This is a genomic window from Streptomyces sp. L7 (assembly GCF_050990935.1).
Classification (GTDB): domain Bacteria; phylum Actinomycetota; class Actinomycetes; order Actinomycetales; family Microbacteriaceae; genus Leifsonia.
Map to the genome: position 1 here is coordinate 151,833 of NZ_CP194644.1, position 17,914 is coordinate 169,746.

Sequence of the window (17,914 nt, forward strand, 5' to 3'; positions counted from 1 at the left end):
TCGCCGCGGGCGATCCAGCCACGCACCAAGGAGCACACGTATGAGAATCACCGCAGTAGAGGTCTTGGTCTCCAGCCCGGGCCGTAACTTTGTGACGTTGCGGATCACCACGGAGGACGGGTTCACGGGTTTGGGCGACGCGACGTTGAACGGGCGGGAGCTCGCTGTCGCGGCGTATCTGAGCGAGCATGTCGTCCCGTTGTTGATCGGCCGGGACGCGCACCGGATCGAGGACACCTGGCAGTACCTGTATCGGGGCGCGTATTGGCGGCGGGGCCCGGTGACGATGGCCTCCATCGCCGCTGTGGACACGGCGTTGTGGGACATCAAGGCGAAGGTTGCCGGGCTCCCGCTGTACCAGTTGCTCGGCGGTCGCAGCCGCGACGGCCTGCTGGTGTACGGGCACGCCTCGGGCGCGGAGCTGCCGGAGCTGTTCGACTCGATCAACGAGCACCTGGAGGAGGGCTACCGCGCGGTTCGCGTGCAGACCGGCATCCCGGGGCTGCCGTCGGTGTACGGCGTCGCGTCGAGCAGGAACGCCGCCGCGGGAGCCGGGACCGGCTCTGATGCCCGTTACGACTACGAGCCGGCACGGCGCAGCGCCGTGCCGGTCGAGGAGAGCTGGGACACCCGCGCCTACCTGCGGCACGCGCCGACCGTGTTCGAGGCGGTGCGCAACGAGTTCGGTCCGGAGCTGCCGCTGCTGCACGACGCGCACCACCGGCTCACGCCCATCCAGGCTGCCAAGCTCGGCAAGTCGCTGGAGCCGTACGACCTGTTCTGGCTGGAGGACGTCACCCCGGCTGAGAACCAGGCCGTGCTGCGTCGTGTGCGCGAGCACACCACGACGCCGCTGGCGATCGGTGAAGTGTTCAACACGATCTGGGACTACCGGGAGCTGTTCGAGGAGCAGCTGATCGACTACGTGCGCTCCCCGGTCACGCACGCCGGTGGGATCACCGGGCTGCGGCGGATCTTCGACTACGCGTCGGTGTATCAGATCAAGTCCGGTGTGCACGGCCCGACGGACGTCTCCCCGGTCGGTCTCGCCGCGGCCATCCACCTCGGCATCGCCATCCCGAACTTCGGCATCCAGGAATACATGAAGCACAGCCCGGCCACCCACGAGGTCTTCCGGACGACCTACACGTTCCAAGACGGCATGCTCACCCCCGGCGACCAGCCCGGCATCGGCGTCGACTACGACGACGTCATCGCCCAGTCCTTCCCCTACGAGGCCGCCTACCTCCCCGTGAACCGCCTCCTCGACGGCTCCATGCACGACTGGTGACCGACAGCAGCTATCGCTTCCTCACTTTCTCCCGCTCCCACCCGGCGTGTCGCGGGAGAAAGTGAGGAACCGATGGCTGCGGGACAATGGGAGAACGGGAACGGGAGAAGTGCACGTGAGTGGTGTCAGGGTCGTGGTGATGGGCGTGTCCGGGTCGGGCAAGTCGACGGTGGGCGCGCTCGTCGCGGAGACGCTCGGCGCGGGGTTCGTGGACGGCGACGACCTCCACCCCGCCGCGAACGTCGAGAAGATGAGGCAGGGCATCCCCCTCACCGACGCGGACCGCGAGCCCTGGCTGCGCGCGGTCGGGCGCACGCTCGCGGACGCCGGGCCGGCCGGGATGGTCGTCGCGTGCTCTGCGCTGAAGCGCGCCTACCGCGACCTGATCCGGTCGGAGGCGCCCGGCACGTTCTTCGCCGAGCTGGACGGCGGCCGCGCCCTCCTGGCCGAACGCATGATCCGGCCCGGCCACTTCATGCCGGCGTCCCTGCTCGACTCCCAGCTCGCGACGCTGGAGCCCCTGCAGCCCGGGGAGGAGGGCGCGCGCCTCGACGTCGCCGAGGCCCCCGAAGACCTCGTGACCGCGATCGTGGACGACGTGCGCTCGGCCGTCGGGTAGACTGGGCCACTGAACTTCGGCGAGGGATGCGCAGGCATCCGTAATCGACGCGGTGGATCAGGCTACGCAGTCTTTCCTCGCGCACCTCGATGCGCTCGAGTCGAACACCCCCATACTGCGAGCCCTCCGGCTCGCCCGACAGCCGGCCCCGCCGGCAAGGAGACATCATGGCTGACGAGTCCAACAAGGTCGTCGCGGAGGTCCGCGACAGCTTCGGCAAGGGCGCTGCCCGCAAGATCCGCTCCGCGGGCAAGATCCCCGCGGTCATCTACGGCCACGGCACCGAGCCCGTGCACATCACCGTCCCGGCCCACCAGGTCGGCCTCCTGCTCCGCAAGGCCAACGCGGTGCTCGAGCTCGACATCGACGGCACGAGCCAGCTCACCCTGGTGAAGGACGTCCAGAAGGACCCGGTGCTGCAGATCATCGAGCACCTCGACCTCCTCATCGTCCGCCGCGGTGAGAAGGTCCAGGTCGAGGTCCCCGTGCACGTCGAGGGCGAGCCGTTCTCCGGCACCATCGCGGTGCTCGACATCCCGACCATCAAGCTCGAGGTCGAGGCGACCCACATTCCGGAGCGCATCGTCATCGACGTGACCGACGCCGAGGAGGGCACGCAGTACCACGCCAAGGACTTCGCCCTCCCGACGGGCGCCGTGCTCGCCGAGGACGAGGACCTGCTGATCCTCAGCGTCATCGTCCCGGCCGCCGTGCGCGCCGAGGGCGAGGAGGAAGAGGGCGCCGAGGGCGCCGAGGAGGCTGCTGAGGAGGCCGCCTCCGAAGAGTCCGCGGAGTAATCACCTCCGATGGCCAGTCCTCTCTCTTCAGAGGGCCCCTGGCTCGTGGTCGGGCTCGGTAACCCCGGGCCCGGCTACGCGGCCACGCGTCACAACGTGGGGCAGATGGTGCTGGACGAGCTCGCTACGCGCGGCCGTCTGACCTTCAAGACCCACAAGACGAACGCCACGGTCGCCGAGGGGCGTCTCGCCCCCGGCGGACCGCGGTTCATCCTGGCCAAGCCGAACACGTTCATGAACGTGTCCGGCGGCCCGGTGTCGCAGCTTCTGCGGTTCTACTCGCTCGACCCCTCGCGCCTGATCGTGGTGCAGGACGAGCTGGACATCCCCTTCGACACCCTCAAGCTCAAGTTCGGCGGAGGCCACGGCGGGCACAACGGTGTCCGCGATGTGATCGCCGCCACCGGCACCGGCGACTTCACCCGGGTGCGCGTCGGCGTCGGCCGGCCTCCCGGCTCGCGCGCTGCGGCGGACCATGTGCTGGCCGGGTTCAGCGCGGAGGAGCGCAAGAACCTTCCGATCCTGGTCTCCGACGCGGCCGACGCGGTCGAGGAGATCGCGGTCGGGGGCCTCACCGCCGCGCAGAACCGGTTCCACACCGAGCGCTGAACGCCCGCGCCCTTCGACGCTAGGCGTGGGGGACCGACGCAGCCATCGTGGCGGTGTAGACGACGAACGACACGACGGGCGCTGCGGTCGCGACGGCGATGCCGACGACGCCGAACGCGCGACCGCGCTTGGTCGCGACCGCCACGATCCCCAGCACGAGCGCGAGGATGCCGAGCACCGTCCCGAAGATCAGCTGCGCCGCCATCACGATCCCGACCGGCCCGAACGCGGCCAATTGCGTGGACGACAGGTGCGACGAGCCGCCCGCGGAGGAGCCGGCCACGCTGCGCGTCAGCTGCCCCGCGCTCATACCGATGTACGTCGAGGCGACCACCGACAGGACGAAGACGCCGAGCGCGATGCCCATCGAGACGGCGCCGAGGGTACGTCGTCGCGGTGGGGCGGCCGGCGCGCCGTAGTAGACCGGAGGCCCGTAGACCGGCTGCGGCTGAAAACTCATCTGTGTCCCCCTCTCCGGCGACTCACGCCGGACGTTCAGCCAGAGCGTAGCTGACATGGGGCAGCGGCCCAGGGCGACACGGTACCGTCACAGACCATGAAGTTGTATACGCGCGAGTGGGGCGCAGGAGACCGGTACGCGGTCCTCGTCCACGGCGTCATGTCGGACTCGCGCAATTGGCGTCGGGTCGGCCCGGTGCTCGCCGAGCACGGCTACCACGTGGTCGCCGTCGACCTCCGCGGGCACGGCCACAGCCCGCGCACCGAGGAGTACACCGCCGAGCTGATGGCGGAGGACATCGTCGACACCGTCCCGTACGCGCCGGAGCTCGTGATGGGCCACTCGCTCGGCGGCCTCACCGTGAGTCTCGCCGTCGACCGGCTGCACCCCGAGCGCGCGGTCTACATCGACCCCGCATTCTCGTGCCCGGCCGCCAACTGGTTCCAGCGGATGCTGGCCCCCGCCTTCCTGAAGACGCTCGCCCGCCAGTCCGCCGCGCGCATCGCCAAGCGAAACCCGCGCTGGGATCCCGCGGACGTCGCGATCGAGGTCGAGACGTTCAAGTCGTTCGACCGCGCGGCGATCCCCGCCGTTCTCTCGCCGACGCTCATGCGCGCTCCCGAGCACATGGCCGTGCCGTCGCTGGTCATGCTGGCCGACAACTCGTATCTGGTGAAGCCGCAGATCGCCGAGCGACTGCGCGACACCGGCTTCGACGTGCGTGTGGTCAAGGGCAGCGGTCACGTCATCAACCGCGACGACCACGACGGGTTCATGGAGGCTCTCGCAGGCTGGATCTGACGCGACTAGCCTGACCGGGTGGAGCAGTGCACGGTCGTCGTCGCGTCGACGCGGCACGTCCTGGCCGTCCTGCCGCCTGCGCCGCTCGGCAGCGCCGCGGAGTCCCGGCGGCGCAGGCTGCGCGCAGAGGCCGACCGGGACGACTTCACGGCTGCACGCCTGCTCGCCGCGCACGTCCTCCGCGCCGTCCGCGCCGGGCAGGCCGCCCCTGCGGACCTGCGGCAGCGCTGCGAGATCTGCGGCGGCGAGCACGGCCTCCCGCTCCCGGTCGCCGGGCACCACGTGTGCTGGTCGCACGCCGCGGGCTGGGTGGCGGCCGGGACATCCGGGTCCCGGCTCGGCGTGGACGTCGAGGCGGAGAGCGAGGTGAATCTCGCCGACGCGCTGACACAGGCCGAGCGCTCGCTCGTGGCTGCGGCGGCGGAGCCTGCGCGAGCCTTCCGCCTGGCGTGGACCGCCAAGGAGGCCTGCGTGAAGGCGGGGATCGCGCGGCTGGACGACCTCGCCGCCCTCGACGTGCTCAGGTCCGAGGATGCGCTGCGCCCGTCGCGCGACGGCCTCGTGCTGAGTGCCCGGTCCTTCCACGGTGCGATCGCGGCCGCCGCGACCGTCGAGCCGGCTCGCTGGGCGACCCTCGGCGACCGCGGCGAGCTCGTCCCGGCCCCCGAGCGGGCTGTCGGACGCCGCGCGTAGACCTGTCGGACCCCCGCGTAGACTTTGGCGAGTGATACTGCAGAGCTTGATCGCGGCGCTTCAGCGCGCCTCCACGTTCGCGGACGCTCTGGCCTATGCGGGTCGTGACGCCGATTTCTCGCTCACCGACGGCCTCCGGGTGCCGCTCCTGGCCGGCCTCGTCGGCAAACGCGCCGCGGCCGGCTCCTCCCAGGCGGTGCTCGTCATCACGGCGACCGGTCGCGAGTCCGAGTCGGTGCGTGCCGCGCTGCCGTGCGTGCTCCCCGACGCGGAGATCGTCGAGTTCCCGGCGTGGGAGACGCTGCCGCACGAGCGCCTCAGCCCGAGCCCCGAGATCGTCGGCAAGCGCCTCCTCGCCCTCCGCCGGCTCGCCGACTGGGCCGCCGCCCGGGAGGCAGGGGAGGCGTCGCACCCGTTCGTGCTGGTCGCGTCCGTGCGCGCTGCACTGCAACCGCTCGCGGACAACCTCACCGACTACGCCACCGTCGAGCTGAACGCGGGAGGCCGCGGCTTCGACCTGGGCGGACTCTCCCTCCAACTGGTCGACCTCGCCTACGCGCGTGTCGACATGGTCACCCGTCGCGGCGAGTTCGCCGTGCGCGGCGGCATCCTCGACATCTTCCCGCCGACCGCGGAGCACCCGTACCGCGTCGACTTCTTCGGCGACGAGGTCGATCAGATCCGCGCCTTCTCGGTCGCGGACCAGCGCTCGCTGCCCGAGCCGATCCCTGCGGTGATGCTCCCGCCGAGCCGCGAGCTGCTGTTGAGCGAGCCGGTGCGGCAGCGCGCCCGCGAGATGGAGCACGAGTTCCCGAGCCTGTCGGCGATGCTCGCCAAGATCGGGGAGGGCATCCCGGTGGAGGGCATGGAGTCGCTCGCCCCCGCGCTCGTGGACAGGCTCGTGCCGCTCACCCACTACCTCCCGGACGGCGCGGCCGTCGCGGTGCTGTCGCCCGAGCGCGTCGCCTCGCGCGCGGTGAGCCTCGCCGAGACGAACCGCGAGTTCCTGTCCGCCGCCTGGAGCGCCGCGACCGTCGGCGCCGCGGCACCGATCGACCTCGCGGCCGGCGACTTCCTCACCCTCCAGAAGCTCAAGGACTCGGTGAAGTTCAGCAAGCCGGGTCAGCCCGCCCTGGACCATCCGTGGTGGACGTTCTCCGGCTTCCAGTCCGACGCCGGCGACGAGTCCGGACACGGGCGCGAGCCCGTGCTGGAGCGCGAGGTCGAGGAGTACCTCCAGGTGCGCGTCAACGCCGAGGCCGTGCCCAGCTTCGCCGGCAACGTCACCGGAGCCGTCGAGCACGTGGCCCAACGGCTCCGCGAAGGCTGGCAGGTCGCCATCGTCGCCGAGGGCGCCGGCCTGGTCGAGCGCGCCGCGCAGGTGCTGTCGGAGGCCGAGCTGCCCGCCCGCCCGGTGGACTCCTTCCCGGAGGACCCGGAGCCCGGCGTCGCCTACCTGCTGCGCGCGAACGTCGAGCACGGCTTCGAGTTCCCGGAGGAGAAGCTCGCGCTGATCGGCGAGAGCGAGTTCTACGGCCGCTCGGTCGGCTACGAGTCGCGGCAGGTCAAGAAGCTCGCCACCCGGCGCAAGAACGTGGTCGACCCGCTCGCGCTGAAACCGGGCGACTACGTGGTTCACGAGACGCACGGCATCGGCAAGTTCGTGGAGCTCACCCAGCGGGAGGTCTCCAGCGGCGGCCGCAACGCGGTGAAGTCCAAGCGCGAGTACCTGGTGCTGGAGTACGCGCCCTCCAAGCGCGGCTACCCGGGCGACAAGCTGTTCGTCCCGACCGACCAGCTCGACCTCCTCACCCGCTACGTCGGCGGAGAGGCCCCGCAGCTCTCCAAGATGGGCGGCAGCGACTGGTCGGCCGCCAAGGGTCGGGCGCGGCGCGCGGTGCGGGACATCGCAGTAGAACTCGTGAAGCTGTACTCGGCGCGCATGGCGAGCAAGGGTCACGCCTTCGGGCCGGACACTCCGTGGCAGCGCGAGCTGGAGGAGGCCTTCCCGTTCGCCGAGACGCACGACCAGCTCCAGACCATCGACGAGGTGAAGGCCGACATGGAGCGCCCCATCCCGATGGACCGGCTCATCTCGGGCGACGTCGGCTTCGGCAAGACCGAGATCGCGATCCGTGCGGCGTTCAAGGCGGTGCAGGACGGCAAGCAGGTCGCCATGCTCGTGCCGACCACGCTGCTGGTGAAGCAGCACGCCGAGACCTTCCAGGAGCGCTTCGCCGGGTTCCCCATCCACCTCCGTCAGCTCAGTCGGTTCCAGAGCGATAAGGAGGCGCGGGAGACACTGCGCGGCCTCGCCGACGGCACCGTGGACGTCGTCATCGGCACGCACCGCATCCTCGCGGACGGCATCACGTTCAAGGATCTGGGCCTGGTGATCATCGACGAGGAGCAGCGCTTCGGCGTCGAGCACAAGGACCAGCTCAAGAAGCTGAAGACCAATGTGGACATCCTGGCGATGAGCGCCACGCCGATCCCGCGCACGCTGGAGATGGCGGTCACCGGCATCCGCGAGATGTCGACGCTCGCCACGCCGCCGGAGGACCGGCACCCGATCCTCACGTTCGTGGGCCCGTACTCCGAGCGGCAGGTCGCCGCGGCGATCCGGCGCGAGCTGCTGCGCGAGGGCCAGGTGTTCTTCGTGCACAACCGCGTCGGCTCCATCTCGGCGACGGCGGCCAAGCTGGCCGAGCTGGTGCCGGAGGCCCGCATCGCGGTCGCGCACGGCCGGATGAACGAGCACGCCCTGGAGCAGGTCGTCGTGGACTTCTGGGAGCGCAAGTTCGACGTGCTCGTCTCCACGACGATCATCGAGACCGGCCTCGACATCTCCAACGCCAACACGATCATCATCGACCGCGCGGACAAGTACGGGCTGAGCCAGCTCCACCAGCTCCGCGGGCGGGTCGGCCGCGGGCGGGAGCGCGCCTACGCCTACTTCCTCTGGGACGAGGACAAGCCGCTCAGCGAGACGGCCCACGACCGGCTGTCCACGATCGCGGCGAACAACGACCTCGGCAGCGGCATGCAGGTCGCGCTCAAGGACCTGGAGATCCGCGGCGCGGGCAACCTCCTGGGCGGCGAGCAGTCCGGCCACATCGCCGGCGTGGGCTTCGACCTGTACCTCCGGATGATCGGGGAGGCCGTGTCGACGTTCCGCGGCGAGGTCGCCGAAGGCCAGACCGAGCTGAGGCTGGAGCTCCCGGTGGATGCGCACATCCCCGAGGAGTACGTCGACAGCGAGCGCCTGCGCCTGGAGGCCTACCAGAAGCTGTCCACCGCGAGCGCGCCCGCCGCGAAGGACGGCCAGATCGACCAGGTGCTGGAGGAGCTGACCGACCGCTACGGCGAGCCTCCGCAGCCGGTGGTGAACCTGATCGCGGTGTCGCGGCTGCGCCGGGCCGCGCAGAAGGCCGGGCTGGGGGAGGTCGTCGCGATGGGCTCCAACCTCCGGCTGGCGCCCGCGCAGCTCCCGGACTCCCTGCAGGTGCGCCTGCAGCGGATGTACCCGGGGTCGAAATACCATGCCGCGCCCAAGGTTGCGACGGTCCCGCTGCCGCGCGTGAACGGCGAGACCCTCGACGACGCCGCCCTGATCGAGTGGGTGGGTGCCCTCCTCGGCGCCCTCTTCCCGGCCCCCGAGCCGGCCCCCGAACCCGCCGCCTGAGCCGCCCGCCCTGCCCTCCTGCCCCCTACCTCCTCCATGCCCCCAGGCGAATCTCCGGAGTTACGGTCGGGCCCGTGGTGGGGCCGGGTGGGGGTGAGAGCTGTGTCGGCTGTACTATAGGTACCGATACAGACAGGCGGGAGGGCGCGCGTGCGCATCGAGCTCGATCCGACGGCGGAGACGCCGCTCTATCAGCAGCTCCACGACCGCGTCATCGACGCGGTCGCGCGCGGCGAGCTGCGGGAAGGCGACGCGCTCGTCTCCGTGCGGCAGCTCGCCGTGCGGTTCGGGATCAACGCGGCCACGGTGGTCAAGGCGTACGACGCGCTCCGGAACGAGGGCATCGTGCGCACGAGCCGCCGCTCCGGTTCGGTCGTCGCCCGCGACGCCGGGAGCGGGCCGCCGGACGAGCGGTTCCTCGCGGACTGGAACGCACGCCTCAGCGCCCTGATCGCCGAGGGCGTCGCCCACGGTGTCGACCAGGCCGACCTGGAGGCCCGCACGGCCGCCATCGCCTCGTCGTTCGCCCGGGCCCGCCACGAGAACGCCGCGCGGCCTCCCGCCGGCGACCGGAAAGGAAGCACCCCATGACCGCCGTCCTGCTCAGCACCTTCGCGGTGACGACGCTGATCGCAGCCCTCCTCCTGATGCTCCCGGCCATGAGCCGCACCACGCTGCCGCTCGGCGTGCTGGTGCCGCGCAGCCGTGTGACCGACCCTGTCGTGGTCACGGCGGTCCGGCGGTTCCGCGTCGTCGTGGTGGTCTCGTACGTCGTCGCGCTCGTCGCGGCCGCGGTGGTCATCCCTGTCGGTCCGGCCGCGCCGGCGCTGGTCGCGACGCTCGTCGTTCTGGCCGGGTCGGTCGCCGGTTATCTGCTGTCGCGCCGGAGCATCCAGGCCGCGAAGCGCGAGGGCGGCTGGCTGGACGACGTGCCGGTCCGCATCTCCGGCAGCGTCACGCCGGACTCCGGCGCCCGGCCGCGGCCCGCGTTCGGCTGGTACGCGGCCGCCCTGGTGCTGCTGATGGCGGCCGCCGCCGTCGGCATCGCGCTGTACGACAGCCTCCCGGCCTCGATCGCCGTGCACTGGGGATCTGGCGGGCGGCCCGACCGGTTCGCGGAGAAGACGGTGCTCTCCGTGTTCGGGCCGGTCCTGATCGCTGTGGGGATCCTCGCACTGATGGTGGGGATCGCGTTCGTCGTCCGGGCCGTCCCGTGGCGGAGGGGCGGGGGAGAGGGGGCGGAGGTCGCGGAGCGGATCGCCTCCCTGCAAGCCGAGCTGACCCAGTCGCTGCTCGGCTGGATGGCGTTCGTGGTGTCGGCCGCGATCGCCGCGCTGTCGGTGATCGGCTGGCTGCACGACGGGTCTGAGGAGCCGAGTGCAGGGATCGGAATCGTCACGGTGGCTCTGCTGGTGGTGATCTTCGTGGTGATCGGTGTCTACGCACTGCGGCTGGTGAGCGGGACGCGTGCGGCCCGGGAGGCCGTGCCCGTCGGCGGAGGCGCAGCGGCCGCCGACCGGGCCCCGACCCGGGACACGGTCGACCCGCGCGACGACGACCGGCACTGGAAGGGCGGCCTCATCTACGTCAACTCCGCCGACCCTGCTCTCTTCGTCCCGAAGCGGTTCGGGGTGGGCGTGACGCTCAACCTCGGTCACCCCGGGGGGATGGCGATCGGCGTCGTCACGCTCCTGTTGCTGGTGGCGGGGATCGCGCTCCCGGCGCTGCTGCGCTGAGGGCGGCCCCGCCCATTCGCGCCGAATGTCGCGATCTGCGCCCGTATTCGCGCGATTCGTCACGAATGCAGTGAACGGCACCGCCGGCGATTCGTCACGGATGTGACGTGCGGGGCGCGCTCTCGCGCGATTCGGCGCGAATCGCGCGCGGGTGCAGCCTCCGGTTGCGCCGCGCCAGCGTCGTCACGAGGATGCCCGCGAGCACGATCGACACTGCGGACCCGAGCAGTACCGCGAGAGTGCCTTCGGCCCGCACGGTGGCCGAGCCGGCGAAGGCCAGCTCGTTCATCAGCAACGACACGGTGAAGCCGATGCCGCCCAACGCCCCGATGGTCACGAGGCTGAGCACCGGGATGCGCGAGCGCTCCGGCTTCGGGCGCGTGAACGAGCCGAGCCAGCCGCCGAGCGTGATGCCGACGAGCTTGCCGACCGGGAGCGCGACGAGGATTCCCCAGAACGCCGGCGACAGCTCGACGGGGAGACCGCGGGGATGACGACGAGCGCCGCGGAGAAGGCGAACAACGGCAGGATCAGCCCGTTCGACCACGGCTCCAGCGCGTGCGCCGTTCGGCCTCCAGGTCCGCGCGCCATGACCAGCCCGAGCGCCACGCCCGCGATCGTGGCGTGCACGCCGGAGTCGTAGACGAGCCACCAGGCCAGCACCGCCAGCAGCGCCATCAGCACCCCGACGGGCCAGCGCAGCCTCCCGCGCAGCACCCGGCTGAGCAGGCCGAACGCGACGACGACCACCGCTGCGGCGCCGAGCTCCAGCAGGTTCGGGTTCGTCGTGAAGAACACGGCGATGATCAGGATGGCGACCAGGTCGTCCAGCACCGCCAGCGCCAGCAGGAACACGCGCAGCCGGTTCGGCAGCCCGCGCCCGAAGACCGCGAGCACGCCGAGCGCGAAGGCGATGTCGGTCGCGGTCGGGATCGGCCAGCCGTCGGACAAGCCCGATCCCGACGTCAGAGCCAGGTAGATCAGCGCAGGAACCGCGACGCCGCACGCCGCCGCGATCGCGGGATGGACGGCCTTCGCGAACGAGTTCAGCTCGCCGGCCACCAGCTCGTGCTTCAACTCCACCGCCACGAGGAAGAAGAAGACCGCGAGCAGCCCGTCGCTGATCCAGTGCCCGACGCTGAGGTCCACCACGCCGCCGCCGAGGTGCGCGTGCTGGAGGTCCAGCAGGGCGGGGCCGAGCGCGGTGTTCGCCAGCAGGAGGCCGAGCGCGGCGGCGCCCAGGAGGAGTCCGGCGGCGGTGCGCTCGGAACGGATGATGCTCATCGGTGGCCAATCTCGCGGCGACGCGCGGAACCAGGGAACGCGGAAACGAATTCGCCGACCAGACTTCCCGGCACACCAGTGCTCCAGTCTACCGGTCGCCTTCGGTGAGAGGATGAACGTGTCCCCGACGGGAGGAGCATCCCATGACCGACGCGGCGCCCACCAGACTCGACGAGCTCGTCGCCGTGATGGCGCAGCTCCGCGCTCCGGGCGGCTGTCCGTGGGATGCCGCCCAGACGCACGAGTCGCTGGTGCAGTACCTCATCGAGGAGACCTACGAGCTGATCGAGGCGATCGAGACGGGCAACCGCGACGAAATGCTGGAGGAGCTCGGCGACGTGCTCTACCAGGTGCTGTTCCACGCCGACATCGCTGCGCACACCCCGGGCGAGGACTTCGACATCCAGGACGTCGCCGAGCAGATGACCCGCAAGATGGTGGGCCGGCACCCGCACGTCTTCGGCGGCGACCGCACCGCCGAGACCGCGGACGACGTGGTCGGGTTCTGGGACGACCTCAAGAAGGTCGAGAAGCCGGGTCGCACCAGCGTGCTGGACGGCATCCCGCAGGCCATGCCCTCCCTCGCGCTCGCCGACAAGCTCCTCGGCCGAGCGGAGAAGGTCGGGCTGATCGACCTGAGCGAGTCGGGCGGCGTACAGGTGGAGAGCGAGGACGAGCTCGGGCCGTTGCTGCTGGCCATCGTCGCGTCGGCGAAGGCGCAGGGGCTGGACGCCGAGCGCGCGCTGCGGTCGACGCTGCGCGAGCTGCAGGGGGAGATCCGCGAGCAGGAAGCGTCGGTTTAGGGCGCGCTCGTCGTCCCGCTCGGCAGGCGCCGCACGGTCTCGCAGTACGACCTGGCGGGACACGCCGCCTCGTCGCCCGCGCAGACGGCGTGTCCGGCCAGGTCGTCGCAGAGGCCGGCAGCGCGCCCGCCGGGGAACCCGGGCCGCCGATCGGGTCTGACGGGCGCCGGCCGGCGGCGCTTTCATCCCGGTCCGGGGCGGACGCGTTGTCGTGTGTCTGGCAACGCAGTCGACGTGGTCGGACGACTGCGGCTCATGCCAGGTCCTCACTGGGACACCACCGCATCGCGCGGGGTCGGCACGACATCAGGGTGGCAACGCCAGCAGTCTACGACCGGGCCTCTGCCCGGCGCGATCCCCCGGGCGGCATCGAAAGCACTTCCCCCCGGGCGGCGATGCTGTTCCTTCGGGGGCGGCATCGAAAGCACTTCCCCTCGGGCGGCGATGCTGTTCGTTCGGGGGCGGCATCGAGACGAGTTCTCCCTGGCGGCGATGCGGTTCGCTTCGGGGGCGGCATCGGGAGGCCTCCTTCTGGAAGAATCGTCGCATGGCTTCCCCGATCACCCCGCCCCGTGGCATGCGCGACTTCCTTCCCGCCGAGAAGGGCCGCCGCGAGCATGCGCTGGGCGTGATCCGCCGGAGCTTCGCCGCGCACGGCTTCGACGAGATCGAGACGCCGGTGGTCGAGGACGTCGCGCGCCTGCACTCCGGCCTCGGCGGCGACAACGAGAAGCTCGCCTTCAGCGTGCTCAAGCGCGGCCTCGGCGGCGACGACCTGCACGCCGCGATCGAGTCGGGCGACACCCTCGCGCTCTGCGACCTGGGCCTCCGCTTCGACCTCACCGTGCCGCTGGCCCGTTTCTACGCCACGCACCGGGCCGAGCTGCCTCCGGTGTTCCGCAGCATCCAGATCGCGCCGGTCTGGCGGGCCGAGCGACCGCAGAAGGGCCGCTACCGCCAGTTCGTGCAGTGCGACATCGACATCATCGGCGAGGGCTCGCAGCTCGCGGAGGTCGAGCTCATCACCGCGACCGCCGCGGCGCTGGAGGCACTGGGCCTGGCCGGCTGCACCATCCGGATCAACGACCGCCGCATCCTGAACGGCCTGCTGGAGTACTGCGGCTTCGCCGAGTCGCGCTGGCCGCAGGTGCTCATCTCGATCGACAAGCTCGACAAGATCGGCGCGGAGGGCGTCGTCGCCGAACTGAGCGAGGGCGGCGCCGACTCCGCCGCGGTGCTCGGCGGCATCCTGGCCGGGCTGGAGCCGCACCTCGCCGGCGGCGGCGTCGAGCTGACCGTCGAGGCCATCGCCGGCATCCTGCCGGAGGGCATGGACACCGACGCCATCGCCGGCCTGGAGACGCTGGCGCACGCGCTCGACACCCTCCCGGAGGGCGTCGCGCTGCGCTTCGACCCCACTCTGGTGCGTGGGATGGGCTACTACACCGGCACCATCTTCGAGATCGCGCACCCGGGCTCCGGCAGCTCGGTCGGCGGCGGCGGCCGCTACGACGGGATGATCGGCCGGTTCCTCGGCACCGATGTGCCGGCGTGCGGGTTCTCGATCGGCTTCGAGCGCGTGGTCGACCTGATCGAGGTGCCGGAGGACTCCGCGGCAGACACCGTTGTGCTCGTCCACGACCCGAGCGTGCCGCTCGACCGGCTGATGGCGATCAAGTCCGAGCTGGTCGCCTCCGGGCGCCGGGTGCGGCTCGACAGGCGGGCGAAGAACCTCAAGGCCGTGCTGGATCGCGCGGCGGCGGCCGGGTACCGGTCGTTCGCGTTCGTCGGTCCGGAGACCGCGGACGCCGCCGCGCTGGAGTTCAAGCCGCTGGCGTAGCCGGCTGTTCGGCCGCGGCCGGCAGCCTCCAGAAGACCGAGCCGACCTGGTGACCCGGGTCGGACTCGGGATCCCAGGCGACACCGTCCGGGGAGACGTCGAGGCCGGCTCTCGAGCTGCTCGACTGCGGCCAGATCAGGAGTTTCCAGTAGCCGGCCTTGTCGAGGGCGAACGCGCGCCCGAGCTGCTCGGGACCGCCGAGGAGCATGCCCTGCACGCTGAGCGTGCCGGAGTGGCTGGGGATCACGACGTGCCGCGGTGTCGGAGTGACGGACGCGGGTGTGCCGTCCTCGTGCCGGAACTGGTAGAAGAGCGCGGCCGTCTGATCGTTGCCCTCGGTGTCCGGCCGCCCCGAGGCGAGGGCGTCGACGTGGAAGTGGTTGCCGTCGAGCGTCCCCGGCGTGTTCTCGGCCACGACATTCCCCCAGGCCGCCTGCGACGAGAGGGCGGAGTCGAAACCGGGGAGCGCCCGCGTCGTCCAGTCCCATGCGTTGACGGCCACGGGCCGCCCATCGCTGCCGCGGTGCTGCTGGAGGACCGGGAACTCGACGACCGTCTCGGTCCCGTCCGGCCAGGTCGCGCGGATCGGCCATGCGTACCAGGCGGTTGCGACGTTCTGGGTGTTCGCGTTGCCGCGGCAGCTCAGGTAGAGGCGCTCCAGGCCGGCGCCGAGGTCCTGGACGTGGACGATCGCGTAGTTCTGATCGATGTATTTTCGGATGTCGTCGGAGACCAGGCGCATCGCCATGCCGATCCTCTCCTCCGAGGTCGGATAGAACCGGTACTCCAGTTTCGTGGGCCGCACCCCGGCCGGGACGATGACGGCCAGGTCCGCACGGAACTCGTCCGGCCCGCGGCAGATGATGCCGATCGCGCCCAGCACCGAGAGCTCGTAGAGCCCCGCGCCGATCTCGATCGGCGCCCAGGTGCGGACGCCGGCGCTCTCCGCGCGCACACCGGTCGGCGTACCCGGGTCGCCGGCTGTCGCTGTGAAGGCCGGGATCGCGTGGGCGCCCGGCCCGATGCCGATGGCGCGGAGACGGGAATCCGTGCCGTCGGACCACGCGAAACCGGGCGAGAGCTCCACCGTTATGGGCGCGCCGTCATTGCCGTGTGCGATCACCTGGGCTCCGGTCACCGTCGAGCCCGAGGCGACAGAGGCCGGCGTTCCCACGAGCTCGAGCGTGGGCGACACGCTCGCGGCGTGCGCGGGCGAGGCGACGGTGAGCGCGATCGCCGACAGGGACCAGGCGGCGGTCGTCGCCACGGCGCGACGCGAAGGCCTCCGCCTCGCCGACGGGATGGTGGTGCGGGACGTACGGGTGGGTTCGTTCACTGAATGGCTCCTTGAGCGAGGTCGGATCGTGGAATTCGTCACATCGTGCAGTTCCACCCTCGCCGCCGGGAGGCGTGCGCGAATCCGTCTCCGGCCTGGTTTCCTCTCCGGTTTCCGGACCGTCGGGTTCATCCCCGCCGCGGATGCCGACGCCGTCGGCGCCGTGCTACGCGCGTCGCCCGCCGGGAGCAGTCGCGCCATTCACCGCAAGCATCGAGCCACACCGTTCCGGGCGTTTACACGGCTTCACTAGACTGACCCCACACCCACGAAAACCATCAAGGAGACTGTTGTGGCTCAGATCGAAGCTGTAGGCGCTCGCGAGATTCTCGACTCCCGCGGCAACCCGACCGTCGAGGTCGAGGTGCTCCTCGAGGACGGCACGGTCAGCCGTGCCGCCGTCCCGTCCGGTGCGTCGACCGGCGCCTTCGAGGCCTACGAGCTTCGCGACGGCGATAAGGACCGCTACCTCGGCAAGGGCGTCGAGAAGGCCGTCGACGCGGTCCTCGACGAGATCGGACCGGCGATCGAGGGCTTCGAGGCCAGCGACCAGCGCCTGGTGGACGAGGCGATGATCGAGCTCGACGGCACCGACAACAAGAAGCGCCTCGGCGCCAACGCCATCCTGGGCGTCAGCCTCGCGGTCGCCAAGGCAGCGGCCGACTCGGCCGACCTCCCGCTGTTCCGCTACGTCGGCGGCCCGAACGCGCACGTCCTCCCGGTGCCGATGATGAACATCATCAACGGCGGCGCGCACGCCGACACCGGCGTCGACATCCAGGAGTTCATGATCCTCCCGATCGGCGCCGAGACCTTCTCCGAGGGTCTGCGGTGGGGCGTGGAGACCTACCACTCGCTCAAGGCGCTGCTGAAGTCCAAGGGCCTCAACACCGGACTCGGCGACGAGGGCGGCTTCGCCCCCGAGCTGGAGCACAACCGCGCCGCGCTCGACCTCATCTCCGAAGCCATCGAGAAGGCCGGCTACACCGTCGGCTCGCAGATCGCGCTCGGCCTCGACGTGGCCTCCACCGAGTTCTTCGAGAACGGCGTCTACCGCTTCGAGGGCCAGGACCGCAGCGCGGCCGAGATGAGCGCCTACTACCAGGAGCTCGCGGCGAACTACCCGCTGGTCTCCATCGAGGACCCGCTGGCTGAGGACGACTGGGAGGGCTGGACCCTCCTCAACGCCGAGCTCGGCGGCAAGCTGCAGCTCGTCGGCGACGACCTGTTCGTGACCAACCCGAAGCGCCTCGCGCAGGGCATCAAGGCGAAGGCCGCCAACAGCATCCTGGTGAAGGTCAACCAGATCGGCACGCTCACCGAGACGCTCGACGCCGTGTCGCTCGCCCAGCGCAGCGGCATGACCGCCGTGCTCTCGCACCGCTCCGGTGAGACCGAGGACACCACGATCGCCGACCTCGCCGTCGCCACCGACGCCGGCCAGATCAAGACCGGCGCCCCGGCCCGCTCCGAGCGCGTCGCCAAGTACAACCAGCTCCTCCGCATCGAGGAGGAGCTGGGCGACGCCGCCGTCTACGCCGGCCGCAGCGCGTTCCCGCGCTTCCAGGGCTGAGCGAGTCCACCAGCACGTCGAGGGGCACGTCGACGCCCGTATCCCACGCGGATAGGGGCGACGACGTGCCCCTCGATCGTTGCCGGACGACTCTGCGAGAATCGCACCCATGCGCACCGCCGCGGGGGTCCCGGCCGAGCTCGTCCCGCTCGGCGTGTTCCTGCTGCTCGCCGCCCTGTTCGTCGTGCTCGGCGCCTACCTGCTGCGCCGGCCGGAGCGGGCCGCGGCGCTGTTCGCCGACCGGGATGCGCGGCAGCGGTTCCGGCCGCGCGACGCCCGGGCGATCGGGCTGGTCTTCACGCTCGGCGGCATCGGGCTGGTCGTGGTCGGCGCCGTGCGGATCGTCGTCATGCTGACAGCGCACTGACCACCCCGACACCCCGGCCG

17 protein-coding genes are annotated in these 17,914 nt (G+C 71.1%); 13 read left to right on the forward strand and 4 right to left on the reverse strand.

Annotation, left to right across the window (positions count from 1 at the left end; genetic code table 11):
• Positions 1-40 precede the first annotated feature (40 nt).
• The 4 genes from manD (at position 41) to pth (ending at position 3,316) form a co-directional block, all read left to right on the forward strand.
• A complete protein-coding gene (manD, locus tag ACR5MH_RS00740) occupies positions 41-1,291 on the forward strand; it encodes a D-mannonate dehydratase ManD (protein WP_431349191.1) in 1,251 nt (416 codons plus the stop codon).
• A gap of 115 nt (positions 1,292-1,406) precedes the next feature.
• Positions 1,407-1,910 carry a gluconokinase gene (locus ACR5MH_RS00745; RefSeq protein WP_433862164.1) on the forward strand — a complete coding sequence of 168 codons (504 nt, stop codon included), beginning with the start codon at positions 1,407-1,409 and terminating at the stop codon, positions 1,908-1,910.
• A gap of 167 nt (positions 1,911-2,077) precedes the next feature.
• Entirely contained in the window at positions 2,078-2,707 is a 630-nt protein-coding gene (locus ACR5MH_RS00750) for a 50S ribosomal protein L25/general stress protein Ctc (protein WP_431349194.1), read from the forward strand.
• Positions 2,708-2,716: 9 nt separating this feature from the next.
• The gene (gene pth / locus ACR5MH_RS00755) at positions 2,717-3,316 is read left to right on the forward strand and encodes an aminoacyl-tRNA hydrolase (protein ID WP_431349195.1); all 600 of its coding nucleotides are present in this window, start codon (positions 2,717-2,719) and stop codon (positions 3,314-3,316) included.
• A 19-nt stretch (positions 3,317-3,335) separates the two neighbouring features.
• Here pth and ACR5MH_RS00760 read toward each other — a convergent pair whose 3' ends face one another.
• A complete protein-coding gene (locus ACR5MH_RS00760) occupies positions 3,336-3,776 on the reverse strand; it encodes a hypothetical protein (RefSeq protein WP_431349196.1) in 441 nt (146 codons plus the stop codon).
• A gap of 96 nt (positions 3,777-3,872) precedes the next feature.
• On the opposite strand from ACR5MH_RS00760, the gene ACR5MH_RS00765 reads away from it, so the two are divergent.
• The 5 genes from ACR5MH_RS00765 to ACR5MH_RS00785 all read left to right on the forward strand — a co-directional run bounded on the left by ACR5MH_RS00765 (position 3,873) and on the right by ACR5MH_RS00785 (position 10,691).
• Positions 3,873-4,577, forward strand: a complete 705-nt coding sequence (locus ACR5MH_RS00765) for an alpha/beta fold hydrolase (RefSeq protein WP_431349197.1) — start codon at positions 3,873-3,875, stop codon at positions 4,575-4,577.
• 18 nt (positions 4,578-4,595) lie between these two features.
• A complete protein-coding gene (locus tag ACR5MH_RS00770) occupies positions 4,596-5,270 on the forward strand; it encodes a 4'-phosphopantetheinyl transferase family protein (RefSeq protein WP_431349198.1) in 675 nt (224 codons plus the stop codon).
• A gap of 31 nt (positions 5,271-5,301) precedes the next feature.
• Positions 5,302-8,955: a transcription-repair coupling factor gene (gene mfd / locus ACR5MH_RS00775; protein ID WP_431349199.1), complete on the forward strand. Its 3,654-nt coding sequence runs from the start codon at positions 5,302-5,304 to the stop codon at positions 8,953-8,955.
• A 150-nt stretch (positions 8,956-9,105) separates the two neighbouring features.
• Positions 9,106-9,546 carry a GntR family transcriptional regulator gene (locus ACR5MH_RS00780; protein ID WP_431349200.1) on the forward strand — a complete coding sequence of 147 codons (441 nt, stop codon included), beginning with the start codon at positions 9,106-9,108 and terminating at the stop codon, positions 9,544-9,546.
• Positions 9,543-10,691 (forward strand): DUF1648 domain-containing protein, encoded by a 1,149-nt coding sequence (locus ACR5MH_RS00785; protein WP_431349201.1) that lies wholly within the window; start codon positions 9,543-9,545, stop codon positions 10,689-10,691. The genes ACR5MH_RS00780 and ACR5MH_RS00785 overlap by 4 nt, the downstream gene beginning before the upstream one ends.
• A 94-nt stretch (positions 10,692-10,785) precedes the next feature.
• On the opposite strand, the gene ACR5MH_RS00790 is transcribed toward ACR5MH_RS00785, so the two are convergent.
• A complete protein-coding gene (locus ACR5MH_RS00790; protein ID WP_433862689.1) occupies positions 10,786-11,139 on the reverse strand; it encodes a Na+/H+ antiporter NhaA in 354 nt (117 codons plus the stop codon).
• Positions 11,025-11,975, reverse strand: coding sequence for a Na+/H+ antiporter NhaA (locus ACR5MH_RS00795; RefSeq protein WP_433862165.1), 951 nt, complete (start codon positions 11,973-11,975; stop codon positions 11,025-11,027). Before ACR5MH_RS00795 ends, ACR5MH_RS00790 begins: the two co-directional genes overlap by 115 nt.
• A 143-nt stretch (positions 11,976-12,118) precedes the next feature.
• Between ACR5MH_RS00795 and ACR5MH_RS00800 the strand changes: the two genes are divergently transcribed.
• Positions 12,119-12,778 carry a MazG family protein gene (locus ACR5MH_RS00800; protein ID WP_433862166.1) on the forward strand — a complete coding sequence of 220 codons (660 nt, stop codon included), beginning with the start codon at positions 12,119-12,121 and terminating at the stop codon, positions 12,776-12,778.
• A gap of 547 nt (positions 12,779-13,325) precedes the next feature.
• Positions 13,326-14,618, forward strand: a complete 1,293-nt coding sequence (gene hisS / locus ACR5MH_RS00805; RefSeq protein WP_431349204.1) for a histidine--tRNA ligase — start codon at positions 13,326-13,328, stop codon at positions 14,616-14,618.
• On the opposite strand, the gene ACR5MH_RS00810 is transcribed toward hisS, so the two are convergent.
• Positions 14,602-15,954 carry a hypothetical protein gene (locus tag ACR5MH_RS00810; RefSeq protein ID WP_431349205.1) on the reverse strand — a complete coding sequence of 451 codons (1,353 nt, stop codon included), beginning with the start codon at positions 15,952-15,954 and terminating at the stop codon, positions 14,602-14,604. The two genes, hisS and ACR5MH_RS00810, sit on opposite strands and share 17 nt — an antisense overlap.
• Positions 15,955-16,246: 292 nt before the next feature.
• Between ACR5MH_RS00810 and eno the strand changes: the two genes are divergently transcribed.
• Positions 16,247-17,527: a phosphopyruvate hydratase gene (gene eno, locus ACR5MH_RS00815; RefSeq protein WP_431349206.1), complete on the forward strand. Its 1,281-nt coding sequence runs from the start codon at positions 16,247-16,249 to the stop codon at positions 17,525-17,527.
• A 109-nt stretch (positions 17,528-17,636) separates the two neighbouring features.
• Positions 17,637-17,894: a hypothetical protein gene (locus ACR5MH_RS00820; RefSeq protein WP_431349207.1), complete on the forward strand. Its 258-nt coding sequence runs from the start codon at positions 17,637-17,639 to the stop codon at positions 17,892-17,894.
• The last annotated feature ends 20 nt before the right edge of the window (positions 17,895-17,914 follow it).